Origin of the sequence: Kosmotoga sp. DU53, from assembly GCF_001639905.1 — a bacterium.
GTDB classification, from domain to species: domain Bacteria; phylum Thermotogota; class Thermotogae; order Petrotogales; family Kosmotogaceae; genus Kosmotoga; species Kosmotoga olearia.
This window is the reverse complement of the sequence record NZ_JGCK01000020.1, coordinates 1-16,151: the sequence shown is the minus strand read 5'-3', so window position 1 is coordinate 16,151 and position 16,151 is coordinate 1. Positions and strand designations below refer to the sequence as shown.

At 41.4% G+C, this 16,151-nt stretch carries 20 protein-coding genes and 1 pseudogene; 18 read left to right on the top strand and 3 right to left on the bottom strand.

What is annotated here, in order from left to right:
- Nucleotides 1–141 (bottom strand): annotated as a pseudogene (locus DU53_RS11830) (transposase); the annotation flags it as partial.
- Between the two features lie 94 nt (nt 142–235).
- Between DU53_RS11830 and DU53_RS02905 the strand changes: the two are divergent.
- The 16 genes from DU53_RS02905 to DU53_RS02835 are packed head-to-tail and all read left to right on the top strand — an operon-like array spanning nt 236 to nt 11,760.
- A complete protein-coding gene (locus DU53_RS02905; protein WP_161484736.1) occupies nt 236–1,864 on the top strand; it encodes a complex I subunit 5 family protein in 1,629 nt (542 codons plus the stop codon).
- A gap of 3 nt (nt 1,865–1,867) precedes the next feature.
- Nucleotides 1,868–2,404 carry a hydrogen gas-evolving membrane-bound hydrogenase subunit E gene (gene mbhE, locus DU53_RS02900; RefSeq protein WP_041288628.1) on the top strand — a complete coding sequence of 179 codons (537 nt, stop codon included), beginning with the start codon at nt 1,868–1,870 and terminating at the stop codon, nt 2,402–2,404.
- A complete protein-coding gene (locus DU53_RS02895) occupies nt 2,401–2,859 on the top strand; it encodes an MnhB domain-containing protein (RefSeq protein WP_041288627.1) in 459 nt (152 codons plus the stop codon). Before mbhE ends, DU53_RS02895 begins: the two co-directional genes overlap by 4 nt.
- 2 nt (nt 2,860–2,861) lie before the next feature.
- Nucleotides 2,862–3,206, top strand: a complete 345-nt coding sequence (locus tag DU53_RS02890) for a sodium:proton antiporter (protein WP_012745068.1) — start codon at nt 2,862–2,864, stop codon at nt 3,204–3,206.
- On the top strand, nt 3,203–4,681 hold the full coding sequence (locus DU53_RS02885; protein ID WP_012745067.1) for a complex I subunit 5 family protein: 1,479 nt from the start codon (nt 3,203–3,205) through the stop codon (nt 4,679–4,681). Before DU53_RS02890 ends, DU53_RS02885 begins: the two co-directional genes overlap by 4 nt.
- Nucleotides 4,678–5,181, top strand: a complete 504-nt coding sequence (locus DU53_RS02880) for a Na+/H+ antiporter subunit E (RefSeq protein ID WP_012745066.1) — start codon at nt 4,678–4,680, stop codon at nt 5,179–5,181. The genes DU53_RS02885 and DU53_RS02880 overlap by 4 nt, the downstream gene beginning before the upstream one ends.
- Nucleotides 5,178–5,516, top strand: coding sequence for a monovalent cation/H+ antiporter complex subunit F (locus DU53_RS02875; protein WP_012745065.1), 339 nt, complete (start codon nt 5,178–5,180; stop codon nt 5,514–5,516). Before DU53_RS02880 ends, DU53_RS02875 begins: the two co-directional genes overlap by 4 nt.
- Complete coding sequence (mnhG, locus tag DU53_RS02870; protein ID WP_012745064.1) at nt 5,509–5,868, top strand: monovalent cation/H(+) antiporter subunit G; 360 nt, start codon at nt 5,509–5,511, stop codon at nt 5,866–5,868. Before DU53_RS02875 ends, mnhG begins: the two co-directional genes overlap by 8 nt.
- Entirely contained in the window at nt 5,849–6,457 is a 609-nt protein-coding gene (locus tag DU53_RS02865; protein ID WP_012745063.1) for a 4Fe-4S binding protein, read from the top strand. Before mnhG ends, DU53_RS02865 begins: the two co-directional genes overlap by 20 nt.
- Complete coding sequence (locus tag DU53_RS02860) at nt 6,444–6,923, top strand: hydrogenase maturation protease (RefSeq protein WP_082853778.1); 480 nt, start codon at nt 6,444–6,446, stop codon at nt 6,921–6,923. Before DU53_RS02865 ends, DU53_RS02860 begins: the two co-directional genes overlap by 14 nt.
- A 14-nt stretch (nt 6,924–6,937) precedes the next feature.
- The gene (gene hypF / locus DU53_RS02855; RefSeq protein ID WP_235599677.1) at nt 6,938–9,154 is read left to right on the top strand and encodes a carbamoyltransferase HypF; all 2,217 of its coding nucleotides are present in this window, start codon (nt 6,938–6,940) and stop codon (nt 9,152–9,154) included.
- Complete coding sequence (locus DU53_RS02850; RefSeq protein WP_041288842.1) at nt 9,154–9,378, top strand: HypC/HybG/HupF family hydrogenase formation chaperone; 225 nt, start codon at nt 9,154–9,156, stop codon at nt 9,376–9,378. The genes hypF and DU53_RS02850 overlap by 1 nt, the downstream gene beginning before the upstream one ends.
- Nucleotides 9,359–10,090, top strand: a complete 732-nt coding sequence (hypD, locus tag DU53_RS02845) for a hydrogenase formation protein HypD (RefSeq protein ID WP_082853777.1) — start codon at nt 9,359–9,361, stop codon at nt 10,088–10,090. Before DU53_RS02850 ends, hypD begins: the two co-directional genes overlap by 20 nt.
- A 37-nt stretch (nt 10,091–10,127) precedes the next feature.
- On the top strand, nt 10,128–10,385 hold the full coding sequence (locus DU53_RS11825) for a hypothetical protein (protein WP_235599676.1): 258 nt from the start codon (nt 10,128–10,130) through the stop codon (nt 10,383–10,385).
- The gene (gene hypE / locus DU53_RS02840) at nt 10,366–11,370 is read left to right on the top strand and encodes a hydrogenase expression/formation protein HypE (protein WP_049753243.1); all 1,005 of its coding nucleotides are present in this window, start codon (nt 10,366–10,368) and stop codon (nt 11,368–11,370) included. Before DU53_RS11825 ends, hypE begins: the two co-directional genes overlap by 20 nt.
- A gap of 48 nt (nt 11,371–11,418) precedes the next feature.
- The gene (locus DU53_RS02835) at nt 11,419–11,760 is read left to right on the top strand and encodes a hydrogenase maturation nickel metallochaperone HypA (RefSeq protein ID WP_012745057.1); all 342 of its coding nucleotides are present in this window, start codon (nt 11,419–11,421) and stop codon (nt 11,758–11,760) included.
- An 85-nt stretch (nt 11,761–11,845) separates the two neighbouring features.
- On the opposite strand, the gene DU53_RS02830 is transcribed toward DU53_RS02835, so the two are convergent.
- Both DU53_RS02830 and DU53_RS02825 read right to left on the bottom strand, forming a co-directional pair.
- On the bottom strand, nt 11,846–13,213 hold the full coding sequence (locus tag DU53_RS02830) for a TldD/PmbA family protein (protein WP_063727378.1): 1,368 nt from the start codon (nt 13,211–13,213) through the stop codon (nt 11,846–11,848).
- Complete coding sequence (locus tag DU53_RS02825; RefSeq protein ID WP_012745055.1) at nt 13,210–14,595, bottom strand: TldD/PmbA family protein; 1,386 nt, start codon at nt 14,593–14,595, stop codon at nt 13,210–13,212. The genes DU53_RS02830 and DU53_RS02825 overlap by 4 nt, the downstream gene beginning before the upstream one ends.
- Before the next feature lie 420 nt (nt 14,596–15,015).
- Here DU53_RS02825 and DU53_RS02820 point away from each other — a divergent pair, with 420 nt between their 5' ends.
- The gene (locus DU53_RS02820) at nt 15,016–15,501 is read left to right on the top strand and encodes a PepSY domain-containing protein (protein ID WP_161484735.1); all 486 of its coding nucleotides are present in this window, start codon (nt 15,016–15,018) and stop codon (nt 15,499–15,501) included.
- 77 nt (nt 15,502–15,578) lie between these two features.
- Nucleotides 15,579–16,151 (top strand): response regulator transcription factor (locus DU53_RS02815; protein ID WP_063727374.1); only part of this gene is annotated, 573 nt, incomplete at its 3' end.

The window sequence follows — 16,151 nt, the reverse complement described above, 5'->3', positions numbered from 1 at the left end:
CTTCGAGAAACCTGTCACGCCATTTGTAATACTGAGCTTGTGAAATTCCATGTTCTCTGCAGATTTGAGAAACGCTCTTTTCTCGACGAAGCCTTCCAGAATTATTGCCATCTTTTCTTCTGTCGAGAGTTTCTTTGCCATTATCTGCACCCCCTTGCCTTTATTTTATCTCTCTACTTTTTTCCTGTCCAATTCTTCAGGGGAGCAGTATAGAGATCTTCCACTCAGTTTTTCTTTGAATGGCGAGAAGTTGTACGTCCTTGACGATCTTTCTTTCTTCACAGTATTCTTTGCTAATCTTCTTGGCTTTGTTTTTTCTATATACCTTCTGAAAACCGGTATAAAAAAGGTTCATATATACTTTATCCTCACAGTGTACTTCGTCAACAGCGCCCTTATGTCTGATAATGCAATTCTTTTTCTCATTTTCTGGGGATTGTCAGGTTTGATGCTTTATTTGTACGGTGTTATTCGTGAAGAAGCGGCTGCAATTTCCAAGAAGGCTTTGCTGATTTCAGGAATATCAGATGCTCTGCTGATATTTGCCTTTTTAATCATTATTAGCTCCACAGGCTTGCCTCTCAGGATGAGTGGAAGTCCAATTGGCATAAACGGAGGATGGATTGTGACGGCTTTCATTTTTATAGCTTTAGCTTCTTTTGCTAAAGCTGGAGCTTTTCCACTCCATACATGGGTTCCGGAATACTGTGAGAAATCCATTCTCGAATCCACTTTTTTGCTTCCCGCTTCTCTCGACAAACTAATGGGTATTTACCTTTTTGCCAGGCTGTTCATGAATTTCATAACTCCTTCGGAAGTTCTGAAAATAGTGATGGCCTTACTCGGTGCTTTGACAATAATAGCTGCAGTTATGATGGCTCTGATACAGCACAACGGGCGAAAGCTTCTCGGTTATCATGCCGTTAGCCAGGTTGGATACATGGTCCTTGGTGTAGCGACCGGTAATCCCATTGGTATAGCTGGTGGGTTGTTGCACATGGTTAACCATTCTATCTATAAATCCGGATTGTTTATGGGGATGGGAAATGTTGAGAGTCAGTCCGGAACAAGTGAACTCGAAAAAATAGGGGGGCTATCCAAAAAAATGCCGGTTACTTTCATAGGCACGTTGGTCTGTTCCTTCTCCATTTCTGGAATACCACTTACCAATGGTTTCGTTTCTAAATGGTTGGTGTATCAGGGAGTATTAATTGCAATAGCCAGCAGCGGTTATATGCTGGGTGTTTTATATATGATATGCCTTGTTCTTGCCCTTTTTGGTAGTGCGTTGACCTTTGCCAGTTTTATGAAGTTCATCTATTCGTCTTTTCTCAGCAAGCGACCCAAAAGGTTGGATGGAGTAAAGGAAGTTTCGATTGTCAGACAAATAGCGCTATCGATAAATGCAGGCCTTTGTCTGATGATCGGTATTGGATGGAGGTTCTTCCCTCTAAGATTTATCGATAGAATCCTGCCTGTGAAACAAATTACTCCAGTAGGTTTCTATTCTTCGCCGGAACTGCTGAGTGTGATTGTCCTCAGTCTTTTGTTCGGTGGCCTCATTTATCTGATTTTTAAGCGAGTGAGGTTTGATGAAGCTTTTGTTGGAGGTCAGAAAGATTCTGCTTCTTTCAAGATTAGTGGGGTTGATTTTTTCAACGAAGTTGAAGAAATGCCACCGCTGAAGAGTATATACACAGCAGCGGAAAATAAATGGTTTGATGCCTTTGAACTGTTGAAAGCAGGTGCCCGCAACCTGGCAATACCACTGAGAAAGTTGCATACAGGTGAGCTGTCTTTTCAACTGGTATGGATAGTTATTGGGCTATTCGTTTTTCTCTTTGTAATGGCGAGAGGGGGGTAACGTATGCCAATCGAATCGTGGATGTACTTTCTCATTGGTTTTATGATTTTCGCATCGATAGTTGCTCTCGAAATAAAAGACCTTTTGTCTTCGGTGATTTCTGTTGGTATGGTTGGACTCGCTGTTGCCGTTGCTTTTCTATTTTTACAGGCACCTGACCTCGCTCTCGTACAGTTTGTTTACGAAATCATCTCGGTGATAATCCTTATTTTGCTGTTGAAGAATTCCGGCGAGCGTTATGAAACCGTTAAAGAAAGTAAGGTTTCTTTCTCCGCCAAATTAGTTGTGATTCTTTTGGTTCTTTTTCTGATAGCTCCACTTTTCTCCATTCTGCCAGAATTTGGAAAACCCTTGCTAGAGGTTTCAGAGAGATATCTGGAAAGTGGTACTGAGGAAACAGGTGCGGTCAACCTTGTGACCTCCGTTGTTCTTGATTACAGAGTTTATGACACCCTTGGTGAGGCAACTATTTTATTCGTTTCTATTCTTGGCGTTGTAACCCTCCTTAGAAAAAGGGACAAAGGGAAGGATGACATATGAAAAAAGAACACGGAATGACAATCATTGTCAAGACCATAACGCGTTTCACTGTCTGGTTGATAATGCTTTATGGAATATTTCTTGTTGTTCACGGGCACCTGACGCCCGGCGGTGGATTCGCTGGTGGACTCGTTATTGCTTTGGCTTTCATTCACATCACTCTCGCATACGGTAAAAAATCTCCGATAAAGCTTCCGGATGAGGAAGCACTTCATATGCTGGAGTCCACGGGAGTTCTGTTTTATGTTGGAATTGGTTTGGTTGCTATGCTGCTTGGGCTACCTTTTCTGACAAACTTCCTGGGAAAAGGGAAACTTTTTGATCTCTTCAGCTCAGGTACTATACCGCTACTGAATTTCGCCATTGCCTTAAAAGTTGGAACGGGAATATTCCTTGCGTTTGTTGTTTTGGCTTTGATAGAACATGATGAAGGAGAGGATAACAGGGAGGAATGACTATGAATCTCTACATACTTTGTTTTGCGCTCTTTCTTGTTGGATTGTATGGAATGCTCGTAAAGAGAAATATCGTGAAAGTAATTCTTGGGTTCGGTATTATGGGTTACGCTACAAATCTTTTCCTGATACTTATTGCGTACAGAGAAGGTGCGAGATTTCCTATATTTCTTCCCGGAGAAGAGCACGAACTAATACTGATGGTCGATCCACTGCCGCAGGCGCTGGTTCTGACGTCTATTGTTATCGAGCTCGGTGTGACCGCATTGTTGATAACGCTGGCTATAAATATTCATCGTAAATACGGAACATTTGACCTGAGGAAGATAAGGAGGCTCAGGGAGTGATAATACCTTATCTGGTTATCATACCTTTGGCTGCAGGTTTCTTGATTGTTCTATTAGGGAGGAAGAATAAGGTTCTGCCAGAACTGATTGCTTTGACGGCCACTTTCTCTCTTTTAGCGATTTCTCTCCTGCTCTTTCCTATGATTGAAAGCGAAGGAGGAGCGATTCTTTACGAACTTTCCGGATGGAAAATACCGTATACCATATCCTTTGTAATCGATTATTTATCAGCCTTTTTGGTTACCATGGTCTCCGCGTTGGCTGTACTGAGTACGATTTATTCCGTCGGATATATGAGAAAATTTTCTGGTATATGGAACTACTACGCGCTTTTAATGCTGATGATTACCGGCCTTAACGGTGTGGCGATTACCGGTGACCTCTTCAACCTCTTTGTCTTTATGGAGATCGCGCTTATAGCTACTTACGCTCTTGTAGCTTTTCATGGTGAGGCGGAACATTATGAAGCGGCCTTCAAGTACGCGATCATGAGTTCGTTATCCTCAAGCCTTGTGCTCTTTGGGATAGGTTGCGTGTACAGTATGACCTCGTCTTTGACCCTGATGCAGATTTCAAATAAGATGATTGGGGTAGGTGAGACTAACCTTGTTTACGCTCTATTCCTGACGGGGTTTGGATTGAAAGCGGCGATGTTTCCATTTCATTCGTGGTTACCAGATGCACATCCTTCAGCTCCATCACCTGTATCGGCTATGCTTTCCGGGGTACTGATAAAAGTTCTGGGAGCTTACACACTCATTAGGGTTTTCTACATGGTATTCGGGGTTTCAGAACTGGTGAAGGAATTGTTTCTTATATTTGGGACGCTTTCCATGGTAATAGGCGCTCTTGTAGCTGTTATGCAGAAAGATATCAAGAGAATGCTGGGTTTCAGCAGTGTCAGCCAGATGGGATACATCATCTTCGCTCTCGGTATTGGAACACCCCTTGGGGTGCTTGGTGCGATTTATCACATGTTGAACCATGCTGTACTGAAAGGATTGCTTTTCATGGATGCTGGAGCAGTGGAACTGATTGAAGGCACGAGAGATATGGAAGAGATGAAAGGTGTAAGTGACAGAACCACTTACGTAACATCTCTTATGGCTTCTTTAGGAATTTCCGGTGTACCTCCTTTCGGTGGATTCTTCAGCAAGCTGATTATAATTACCGCCGCAATATATACCGGAAAATTTATCTATGCGATTATTGCCCTCGCGGTAAGCGTGATAACTCTTGGATATTATCTTGGAATGCTCAAGAAGGCTTTCAGAAAGAGGAATAAAGAGGTTAACGATAAAGGATCTCTACCCGCATCACTGAAGATTCCCATGATAATCCTTGCGGTTCTTACACTTGCAACCGCTTTGTTTTACGTTCCTGTTGTGCGGGAAAACATTCTGGAAAAGGTTGTTTCCTGTATAACGGACAGAACGGCCTACATCGCTTTGTTTACGGCAGGTGGTGGACGATGAAACTTTCCACGAAAAGTAAAATTACGGTTTTTACATTATCCTTTTTTGTCTGGATACTTATAACAGCTATCACAGATGTTCAGGAGATTATTGCCGGTCTGGTAGTTGCTCTTTTCGTTTCCCTTGTAGCGGGGAAAATCCTTTTTAAAAGCGGGAGAAGCATTATTGCCAGCAAGGCGCCCTATTTTTTGCTCTATTTATTGGTTCTCTTCTGGGAGATGCTGAAGGCAAATCTCAACGTAGTCATGATTGTTGTAAATCCGTATCTTCCCATAAAACCGGGATTCATCAGAATAAAGAGCAAGTTGAAAGAAGACGCTTCTTTAACTGTTCTCGCTAACTCTATAACCCTTACCCCCGGAACATTGACCGTGGATATTGACAAAGATGAAGGTTTTCTTTACATACACTGGATCAACGTTAAAGCTTTTGAAGTGGATAAATGTACTGAACTCATAGGTGATAGATTCGAGTCAATCCTGAGGAGGTTTATGCGATGAAAATATTGAAATGGCTGATTGGCCTTGTGGTAATCATCGCTTTTTTTATAGGTAATTTCTTCCTGGTTGATCTTGCTTTCGTGGCCAGATTGATCAATATACTCCTCGCCTGTACGCTAATGACAATCTTAAGAGTGATCTTTGGACCTTCAGCAGCAGATAGAATCGTGGCTGTGGATATATTTGGCATATTAATCGTCGGGCTTTTAGCTCTTTTATACGTCTTTACCACGGCATCTTTCTTCATAGACATCGCGATGGCATGGGCGCTCCAAAGTTTTATAGTATCTCTGGCTCTGGCTAAATTCCTTGAAGGGAGGGCTCTTGATGATTAGAACGGTTATAGGATACATGTTGATCTGTTTTGGCCTTGCCTTCGATTTTTTTGGGGCACTGGGATTGCTCAGATTGCCGGATGTTTTCAACAGATTACAGGCAGCGACGAAATGTGTCACCTTTGGTTCGGCTGGAATATTGGTGGGGGTTTTTGTACTGGAAGGATTTAGCGCTGGAGGCATGAAAGCGTTGATATGTATGGTATTCATATTACTTACATCACCGGTTGCGGCCCATGCAATTTCAAGAGCTGCTTACAGGAGCGGTGTGAAGCCTTTTAAAGGTACTGTTGTAGATATGTACGGTGAAAGTCTGAAGGAGAGTGAAAATAATGATGACTCCGAAAATTAGAGAGATAAAGGAAGCTATTTCCAACATCTTTTCTAAAAGGTTTACAACGAAGTTCCCCTTTGAAGTTTATGAACCTGTCGAAACTTACAGGGGAAAGCCTCTCTTCAACCCCGAAAAATGTGTCGGATGCGGTGCATGTGTCCAGGTTTGCCCTGCGAAAGCGATAGACATGGTGGATGACCTGGTTGAAAAGGTAAGGGTCTTAACTGTGAAGTATACCGATTGCATATATTGCGGACAATGCCAGGAAAAGTGCATTGTTGAAGATGGAATCGTTCAAACTACAGATTTTACGACCGCAACCTTTGATAGATCAGAAGAAAGAAATTACAACTGTATTGAAAAAGAACTCGTCTTCTGTGAGAGATGTGGGGCAATTATCACAACTGTTGATCATCTTAAATGGCTTATAAAAAGACTTGGGGCTTACACCTATGGTAATCCAAATCTTGTCCTGATAAAACTAACAGATCTGGGATATTCCTTTCCTGAAATGCGACCAAGAGAGATCATCAGGAGAGAGGAACTCTTTAAACTCCTTTGCCCGAAATGCCGGCATCTTGTCGTTGTTGAAGATGCGTTTAAGTAAAATCGAGGAATTTTTATTGAAGTTGAGAAAGCGCCAGGTGCTTTTCGTGGGGCTTGGAAATCCGTTGAGGTCAGATGATACAGCTGGTTTATTAATCATAGATAGAATTTTGGAGTTTCCACTTTCTGAAAACTGGAAAGCTGTTAAATGTTATCAAACACCGGAAAATTACCTCGATGCGCTTTCAAAAGGGAAACATGACGTTATCGTTTTCATTGACACGGTTCAAGGGATAGAGGAAAATTACCGGATTTATGAAAAAGAAGAGATACGTGATTTTTCCTTTTCCACTCATAGTTTTGGATTGGCTTCTATTATCGACTTTTTGAATAGGAAGAAGAGATTTGAAATTTACCTGGTTGGATTAAGGCCCGCCGTCCTTTCTCTTGGCACGACTCTTTCTCTGGAAATGAAAAGGATTATCGAGACCATTGTGAAAGGATTTGAGAGAGAATGCAAGAAATAGAAGCGTTTGAAATAATGATTAACGGTATCGTTCAAGGCGTTGGTTTTAGGCCTTTTGTGGCAACTCTTGCTGAAGACCTTGGTTTACACGGTTATGTGGAGAACTGTGAAAGCGGCGTAAGAATCGTTCTCTATTGCGATGAAACGAAGTTGAGAGAATTCATCGAAATTTTGAATGAAAGAAAGCCAATGCCAGCGAAAATTAGTGAGATCTCCTTTTCAAAAAAAGCTGTGAAAACGAACAAGATAAAGGGTTTTAGAATAATCAAAAGTAAGAAGACGGGAAAAATCAGCACATCGATGCCGCCGGACATAGCCATGTGCGATGAATGTGTTGGTGAGATGTTCTCAAAAGGGAACAGAAGATATCTTTATCCCTTTACCAACTGTGCCCGATGTGGACCACGTTTTTCAATAGCTTATGCGCTGCCTTACGACAGAGACAAAACATCGATGGATGACTTTTCCATGTGTCGTGACTGTAATACCGAATACACAAACCTGAGAGACCGGCGATATCATGCTCAAACCAATTGCTGCGAAAATTGTGGACCAAAATACTGGCTCGTAGAAATTATCAAAAATGAGATTGTAAGTCACTTATCAGGTGAAGAAGCTGTTAAGCAGGCGATAGACATAATACGTGCCGGTGGCACCGTGGCTATAAAAGGAATAGGAGGGATTCACCTCGTTTGTAAACCAGACTCGGATGCTATCAAAAAACTGCGGAAACTGAAAGCCAGACCCTGGAAACCCTTTGTGGTTATGGCAAAAGACCTGGAGACAGTTAAAAAATTTGCATATATTGGAGAGGTTGAGGAAAGGCTGCTTCTTTCTCCTGCAAGACCTATCGTTATTTTAAGAAAACGCGGGGACATTTTTTACGACGTTTCGCCAGGATTTCATACCATAGGAGTGATACTTCCCTATACCGGAATTCACCATCTTCTTCTGGAAAAATTCTCTGTGCTAATAGTAACGAGTGGAAACATATCTGGAGAGATGTTGTGTGCCGATAATTTTGAAGCTCTTACAAAACTTTCGAAACTAAGCGATGGTCTTTTGCTGCATGACAGAAGAATTGTGAACAGATGCGACGATTCCGTTATTAAGGTTTTAGCAGGAAAGCCGGTTTTTGTAAGAAAATCTCGTGGTTTTATTCCGGAGGTCATAAAGATACCGTCAAGAAACAGAAAGCACCCGGAAATTCTCGCCACAGGAGCGGACCTAAAATCCAGTTTCGGTTTTTTCAGAGAAGGGAATTTTTATGGGAGCCAGTATCTTGGGGATCTTTCGTATTACATAAATCAGGTGCAGTATCAAAAAATGCTAAAGCGCTTCGAAAAGCTCTTCGATTTACACGCCAGGGTTGTAATTACCGATCTTCATCCAGATTACTTTTCGAGAACGCTTGGTGAAGAATACGCTGAAAATAGGGATTGTGAAATATATTCCTGTCAACACCATGTTGCCCATATTTACAGCGTTATGGCTGAGAAAGCATTAAAGAAATGTATAGGTGTTGCTTTTGACGGTACCGGATACGGATTTGATGGGAAAATCTGGGGAGGAGAGTTTTTCTCTATTGATAATTCGAAATGTATGAGATTTGCGCATTTACGTTACATCCCAATGCCTTCAGGAGAACTGGCTATCAAGCAACCGATGCTCATGGCTTACGCTTACCTGATTGACTCCGGAATGGATTTGAAAGATGAAAAAGCTCACCTGTTGTATGAAAACGCTCCCGTGAAGACTTCTTCAGCTGGAAGGTTGTTCGATGCTGTCGCTGCTGTACTCGATGTTTGCAAAGAGAATACCTTTGAAGGGGAGGCCCCAATGAAGCTGGAATCTGTTGCCAAAAGGCATTCTGAATCATTTTCCTGGGTATTGGATAAATCTGCCTTACCATGGCAAATTGACTTTCGGAAAATGATAAGGGAACTTTATAGCGAAAAAGATAAAAATTCAATCTCAGAACTCGCTTCGAAATTCCATCGAACGCTCGCCGAAGCTATTTCTGTTGTGTGTGAAGAAATAAAGAAACTTACAGGAGAAAAGAACGTATGTCTTTCTGGAGGTGTTTTTCAAAACAAACTTTTGCTTGAGGTGGCCGTTGCCTTGTTAGAGAAAAAAGGTTTTAATGTCTGGTTTAATGAAAAAGTCTCTCCAAACGATGAGGGAATAGCGTTTGGGCAGATCTACTGGCATGTGATTGGAAGTGATGGATGATGTGCTTGGCAATACCCTTGAAGGTTATCAAAATCAAAGATAATAAAGCCCTTGTAGGACGGGAAGGAATAAAACTTGAGGTTGACATAAGACTTGTCCCGGACGTTTCTCCGGGTGATTTTGTACTCGTTCACGCCGGGTTTGCTATACAAACAATCGACACTGAAGCAGCAAGGAAAATATTAGAAATTGCTGAAAGGATAGATGAAGCTCGTGGAAGCTAAGAAGTACAGAGTTATGGAAATTTGCGGGACTCACACTCACGCCCTCATGAGGTATGGGTTAAAAGAGTTTTACTCAGAGAAACTAGAGCTTGTTTGTGGTCCGGGATGTCCTGTATGTGTCACTTCACAATCCGATATAGACAGGATACTTTACCTTTGTGATCTAGGAATGAGAATCTACACTTTCGGTGATCTTATGAAGGTTCCGGGAAAAAATGGGAATTTAAGGGAGAGAAAAGCTCTTGGTGCTTGCGTGAGAGAGGTGTACAACCCGTTATGGATTGTGGATGATATGAAGAAAGATCCAGCCAGAGGCGCTGTTTTTGTTGCTATTGGTTTTGAAACCACAGCTCCTCTTATAGCGTCGCTGATTGAAGAAATCGAGAGAGAAAGAATAGAAAACCTTTACGTATATCTATTGCTCAAACTTATACCGCCGGCGATGGAGGCTCTTCTCGAAGATGAAGAAAACAAACTCGATGGTTTCATCTGCCCGGGTCATGTTAGCACAATAATAGGTGAGCGACCTTACATAAAGCTGGCAGAGAAAGTAAAAAAGCCATTTGTTATAGCCGGGTTCACACGAGAAGAACTAACCGTTGCGTTGGAAAAGATGTCCGAAATGCTTGAGAAGAGTGCTTATGGGGTTGTTAATGTTTATGCTTCTGCTGTGAAACCAGAAGGAAATCTCGACGCGCGAGAAGAAAATTAAGAATTTTTTTGAGGTTACAGATACCCTTTGGAGAGGATTGGGCACTATCCCCAATTCAGGATTGAAACTCAGAGAAAAATACCGAAGATTCGACGTTATGGCGCATTTTCAAATGGAAAACGTAAGTTCAGAAGATCCATGTCCCTGCGGTGAAGTTCTTACCGGCAAGATAAAACCTGAAGAATGCCAGCTCTTTGGTACTCTCTGTTTACCGGAAACGCCCGTTGGTCCATGCATGGTTTCATCAGAAGGGGCCTGTCATGCGAGTTTTCTGTATGGAAGAAAAGGGGAGTGATAGCTTGAAAGAAAGAATCATAACACTTCACCACAACAGCGGGAAAAAACAGTTTAAGTTACTCAAGCATATAGAGAAACTTCTTGGAAGTACTTTGGTTTCAACTGAAAATGACAGCGGTTTTTTGGAGGAAGTTGTAGATACTGTTACCACTGACAGTTTCACTATCAGTCCCGTGTTCTTTCCCGGCGGAGATATTGGGAAACTTTCCGTGTGCGGTAGCATAAACGATCTTGTAATGACAGGAGCTAAACCAAAATATATTACCCTTTCAGTTGTTCTCGAAGAAGGATTTGAATTTTCCAGGCTGGATAAAATAATAGATTCCATTCGCAAAGAACTCGATGAAAATGGTGTGAAAATCATCGCCGGTGACACAAAGGTAATGGAGCATGGAGCGCTCGATAAAATAGTGATCAACACAACGTGCCTGGGAGAGGTTTTATACGAAAAGCTTTGTGTCAAAAGGATAGAAACAAACGATTTGATAATTATTACAGGCCCAATTGGTTTGCATGGGGCCGCTATAATGGCTGAAAGAAAGGGATTTCAAATAGATTTTCAATCTGATTGCCGGGTACTTACAAAGCTTTTAGCTGTTATAAAAGGGTTGCGTGTTCATGCTATGAGAGATCCGACAAGAGGTGGCCTTGCCCAGATACTCAACGAATTCTCTCACTCGACAAAAAGAAATTTTGCTATCTATGAAGATAAACTGCCGATACCGGGGGGGGTAAAAACCGTTTCAGAGATACTGGGTATCGATCCTCTATACCTCGCATGTGAAGGAACAGCAGTGATTATCTGCCACCCTGAAGATGCTCAAGATTTGTTAGAAAGACTTAAAAACGCAGGTTTTGACCCCTCAACGATAGGATTTGTTGGCGGCATAATTGAGAGACCTTTACTCATCTTGAAAACCCGGAATGGTGCTAAACGTGTGTTACCGATGCTTGTTGAAGAACTCACACCGAGGATCTGTTGAAGTTTTTTGATGGGGTGTGGCTGAATTTAAACAAAGAGGAGGAATTGTATGCATCATGAATTATCGATAGCTGAAAGGGTGAAGATATTCATCGAACAGAATTTCAAGCCCGAAGAGTTCGGGAATATCGAAAAAATTGTTATCGGGATAGGAAAACTAGTTGTGGCAGACAAAAATCAGATCGAAGAAGCTTTCAACGTGATTAAAAAAGAGTCAGATTTCCCAGATCTTGAAATCAAATTTATTACTGACGAACTTCTCTTTGAATGCAAAGATTGTGGAAAGAAGTTTTCATCCCAGGGCTATGAAATTCACTGCCCTTATTGTGGAGGGGATCTTAGGGTGCTTTCGTGTGATGAGGTTTATATAAAAGAGGTTGTTTTTAAGTAGAACTAAATAGCTCCCCGAATCACAATGTTGGGGAGCTACAGCAAGAATTATAGCAAGTTCAATCTATGAGATACCCCAAAACTTGTTAGAGCCCGGCTACATCGATCTCCTCTACTAAAACTGAGGGAAGGAATGCAAATGAGGAGAATCCTGTTATACCTGGCAAGGAAAACTTTGCATCGTTACCTGTTTCGACAATATTCTTCAAAACGCCGAGGATGTTACCGGATACTGTTATCCCTTCAACGCCTCCAACAATCCTTCCGTTTTCTATCAAAAAGCCTCTGGCACCAAGGGAAAAATCGCCAGAAATCGGATTGGTTCCTGAATGCAATCCATCAAGTTCAATGATTACCAGACCTCTTTCGATAGCTTTTACCATATCTTCGAAGGGGATTCCACTATTTCCAAGTACAAGATTGAAATAAGAAATACTTGTAGGATCTTTGTAGCTTCCTATCTTCAAAGCGTTACCCGTTGACTCACGATTGTCGATTCTAGCAGTTTTTAAATCGTACAGATAGGTTTTCAATTCTCCATTTTCGATTATTGCTTTTTTCCTTGTTGGTACGCCTTGATCGTCAAAGGTTCTGCTAACAGGGCTCATCTTCAAAAATGAGTCGTCAATCAAGGTGAATTTTTCGGAAGCAATTTTTTTCCCAAGCTGATCTTTCAAGAGAGAAAGACCTTTTTGCACTGATTTAGCTGAGAACATCTGAGCAAAAACTGCCAGGAGCGAACCAAAGGCATCGTTTCTAAAAATAACGGCGTATTTACCGCTCTTTACAGGTTTGGCAGTGAGAAGCAGTTCTATATCACGGGAAATTCTTATGGGGATATTTGAAAGCTCAAGATCTTGTAGACTTTTTCCTGCCGTGAAGTAAAAAGCACTCTTTGGCGACCCGTTCTTTTTACCCAATGCCATAACGTAAGCATATCCACCATCTGACCTGGAATACATTTCCATTCCAGAGGAATTGGCTATGTAGGTCTCTGATGTCCTGTGGTTGAATGCATTATAGGGAAGCATAAAGATCTCCTGGTGCGAATTGATAATCGTTTTTTCAAGTTCCATCGCTATTTTGATTTTTTCGCGTGTTGTCAGTCTATCAAATTCTCCGAGATAAGGTGGAAAGTCAGTGTACTCTCCTGAACCATCGTGAAGAAAGTCGGACTCCTCAGACTCTATTACTGTTACATTTTCCAGTGCTTCATCAACAAGCAGTTTCACCGCTTGCTCGTCCAGCACCTCGGAAAAAGAATAACCCACCTTTCCATCTTTGAGAACTTTGAAACTCACTCCCAATGTTGTAGCATCTTTGTATTTCTCAATTTCACCCTTCTGAATACTGACATCAAATTCGTGTGTTTTCTTTATGTAGATTTCAAAATCATTGGTTTTCTTAGCGGCTGCGTACTCAAAAACCATTTTCTTAAAATTCTCGAACGTCATCTATTTCGCCCCCCAACGGTCAATTCAGAGACTCTAATGGTTGGTTGCCCTACTTCAGCCGGTATTAAACCAGATGCTGAACCACACATTCCCTGACCGCGTTTCAGATCATTTCCAACCATGTCAATCTTCATGAGGATCTCAGAGCCTTTTCCAATGAGCGTTGCACCCCTTACAGGTTTTGTGATCCTTCCTTTTTCAATAAGGTATCCTTCTCTGACCGCAAAATTGAATTCTCCCGTTCCTGTATTTACCGAGCCCCCGCCTAAGGATTTTGCATAAAGTCCGTATTCTGTATTTGAAATGATCTCTTCAGGATAGTATGGACCCGGAAGTATAAAGGTATTGCTCATTCTTGAAGTAGGAGCATAGCGATAGTCCTGCCTTCTGGCGCTCCCTGTACTTTCCATACCCATTTTTATGCCGTTGAACCTGTCTATGAGATAACTCTTCAGTACTCCATTTTCTATGAGCACGTTTCTCCTGGTAGGTGTTCCCTCGTCATCGATATTCGTGGATCCCCAGGCATTCGGTATTGTAGCGTCATCAACTGCGGAAACACAATCGGCCGCTATTTTTTGGCCTAGTTTACCTGTAAATACTGAAGATCCCTTGGCTACAGATGTTGCTTCAAGGGCATGTCCACAGGCCTCGTGAAAGATAACACCGCCAAATTCGTTTGCAATGATTACCGGCATCCTGCCAGCGGGAGCGTATTCAGCTTCGACCATTCGAGCCGCGATACGCCCGGCTTTTTGTCCTGCTTCAAAGACATCAAAGGTGTTAAAAAACTCAAAACCCATTGCCGCACCGGGACCATAAAAGCCCGTCTCTTTTTCATTGTACCTAGAAGCCACGGCAGTAATCATCAGTCTTGTTCTGAGCCTTCTATCTGAAACCTTAAGTCCTTCAGAATTTATGATGGTAATCCTCTGATCGTAATCCCAGTAATCCACAAGTACCTGGGTTATGAGTTTGGAAACGCTTTTGGCACCATTGAAAGCCATTTTCATTACCTTGACTTTGTCTGTCTTTGATACAGAGGATGGTTCAAGGATAAAGAGATGCCTGTTCTCAATAGATTGTTCGCGGAAATCAAGGGAAAGTGGTTCGCCATTCCCATTGATAACTTCTCCAAGGTTTGCAGCAATCTGTACTAACGTTTCTTTTGAAAGATCGTTGGTGAAGGCGTATAAAGAACGGTTTTTAGAAAAGGCCCTGATACCTATACCAAAAGTTTTTCCTGAAAGAGCTCTTTCTAGCTGTCCATTAACAAGGGAAAAGTTGCTGGTATCCCGTTCTTCAATGAATAATTCCACGAATTCAGCACCATGTTTCAGCAAAACGCCAATAACTTCATTTGCTGTCCTGCCATCAATCATAAAAAACCTCCTAAAAACTAATTGGTTAGTATTCCTTACTTTTTTATTTTACCAAAAAATATAAAACAAACACAGAAAAAAAGAAAATATCCAAAACAAACATTGTTTTTGGAGAGAAAATCATAGAGTTACAGATTGGACTTTTTGGGTACTAAGGCTTAATTTTTTTATCCTTGGAGCTGGATTTTATATCGCCAAAAACAAGCTCTGTAAAAACGGTCCTGTATTCCACCTTTTAGGAAAATAAAATGTAATTTGAGTCATCCTGAGATTATGAGAAAGTTCTAATTCTTTTCTTAGAGTTTTCTCATTTTTGATTGATAACATATTGTTGGAAATCAAAGACAGCCGGCTGTCAAATTAAAAATTAGGAGGTGTAACTTATGAAAGAAAAAAACTGTCCCTATTCTTATCGTATTGATGCTAGTTAGTATGTTGCTGGTAGCGAATTTTACTTTTGCGAACAGCTCAAGCAGCGCACAAACACCATCTTATGCAACAACGCAAACAGCAGATGATGACACTAAGGAACAAGTCAAAAATGAAGAATCTGAAGCCACAGAAGCAAACGAGCAATCAGAGAGTGTAGAAAATACCGAAAAACAGGCCGAAGTACAGGAACCATCTTACACTGGTAGTGTAATGGTATCAAACCCCGAACCGAAAGATCTTTCTACCCTTGCAAAGATCAGTAAGGAAGAGGCAGCCAACGTGGTTATGAGCTCATACCCAAGCGCAAACATCAAAAGTATTAAGCTTGAAAACGAAAATGGATTCCTTGTTTATGGTGTGATCCTAGACAATGGCCAAGAGGTAAAAGTCGATGCAGGAACCGCAAAAATCCTTCATGTTGAAGATGCTGATTCTGAGAGTGAGAATATACAAGAGGAGATGGAAAATGAATGAAGAAGACGTGGTAAAATAAGATTACTTTACTCGGTGCCTAATGGCACCGAGTTTCAAATTCACGGGGAGTGATACTTGTGAGAATTCTTCTTGTGGAAGATGAAGAAGCAATCACAGAATTTGTAAAAAAAGGGTTATCGGAAGAAGGATACATTGTTGATACTGTTGATAATGGAGAAGATGCATTGAATAAGATATTTGATGTGGACTATGATCTAATTATATTAGATATTATGCTGCCTGTGAAAGACGGTTTAAAAGTATGCCGTGAAGTTCGAGAAAATGGTATTTCAACACCCATACTTATGCTTACAGCCCTTGATAGCACTGAAGATAAAGTTACCGGATTGAATGCAGGAGCAGATGATTATCTTGTAAAACCATTCTCTTTCAGCGAACTTCTTGCACGTATAAGAGCCATCTTAAGGCGTCCTCCCACAATTTTAAATTTGAAGCTTCAAGTAGGCGATCTTGTCCTTGATACTGTAACCCATCATGTTGAGCGCTCTGGAAAGAGGATAGACTTAACACCAAGAGAATATGCACTGCTGGAGTTCTTAATGCGTCATCCAAATCAAGTATTGAGCAGAACACGAATAGTTGAACACGTCTGGAACTTAGATTTTTATACAGAGTCAAACATTGTAGAT

Bases quoted from the DNA above. Each gene is read 5' to 3' on its own strand.
- DU53_RS02850 (WP_041288842.1), top strand. From the start codon at position 9,154: ATGTGCTTGGCAATACCCTTGAAGGTTATCAAAATCAAAGATAATAAA.
- DU53_RS02895 (WP_041288627.1), top strand. From the start codon at position 2,401: ATGAAAAAAGAACACGGAATGACAATCATTGTCAAGACCATAACGCGT.
- DU53_RS02875 (WP_012745065.1), top strand. From the start codon at position 5,178: ATGAAAATATTGAAATGGCTGATTGGCCTTGTGGTAATCATCGCTTTT.
- mbhE (WP_041288628.1), top strand. From the start codon at position 1,868: ATGCCAATCGAATCGTGGATGTACTTTCTCATTGGTTTTATGATTTTC.
- mnhG (WP_012745064.1), top strand. From the start codon at position 5,509: ATGATTAGAACGGTTATAGGATACATGTTGATCTGTTTTGGCCTTGCC.
- DU53_RS02830 (WP_063727378.1), bottom strand. From the start codon at position 13,213: ATGACGTTCGAGAATTTTAAGAAAATGGTTTTTGAGTACGCAGCCGCT.
- DU53_RS02880 (WP_012745066.1), top strand. From the start codon at position 4,678: ATGAAACTTTCCACGAAAAGTAAAATTACGGTTTTTACATTATCCTTT.
- DU53_RS02865 (WP_012745063.1), top strand. From the start codon at position 5,849: ATGATGACTCCGAAAATTAGAGAGATAAAGGAAGCTATTTCCAACATC.
- DU53_RS02860 (WP_082853778.1), top strand. From the start codon at position 6,444: ATGCGTTTAAGTAAAATCGAGGAATTTTTATTGAAGTTGAGAAAGCGC.
- DU53_RS02835 (WP_012745057.1), top strand. From the start codon at position 11,419: ATGCATCATGAATTATCGATAGCTGAAAGGGTGAAGATATTCATCGAA.
- hypE (WP_049753243.1), top strand. From the start codon at position 10,366: ATGGAAGAAAAGGGGAGTGATAGCTTGAAAGAAAGAATCATAACACTT.
- hypF (WP_235599677.1), top strand. From the start codon at position 6,938: ATGATTAACGGTATCGTTCAAGGCGTTGGTTTTAGGCCTTTTGTGGCA.
- DU53_RS02890 (WP_012745068.1), top strand. From the start codon at position 2,862: ATGAATCTCTACATACTTTGTTTTGCGCTCTTTCTTGTTGGATTGTAT.
- hypD (WP_082853777.1), top strand. From the start codon at position 9,359: ATGAAGCTCGTGGAAGCTAAGAAGTACAGAGTTATGGAAATTTGCGGG.
- DU53_RS02820 (WP_161484735.1), top strand. From the start codon at position 15,016: ATGCTAGTTAGTATGTTGCTGGTAGCGAATTTTACTTTTGCGAACAGC.
- DU53_RS02825 (WP_012745055.1), bottom strand. From the start codon at position 14,595: ATGATTGATGGCAGGACAGCAAATGAAGTTATTGGCGTTTTGCTGAAA.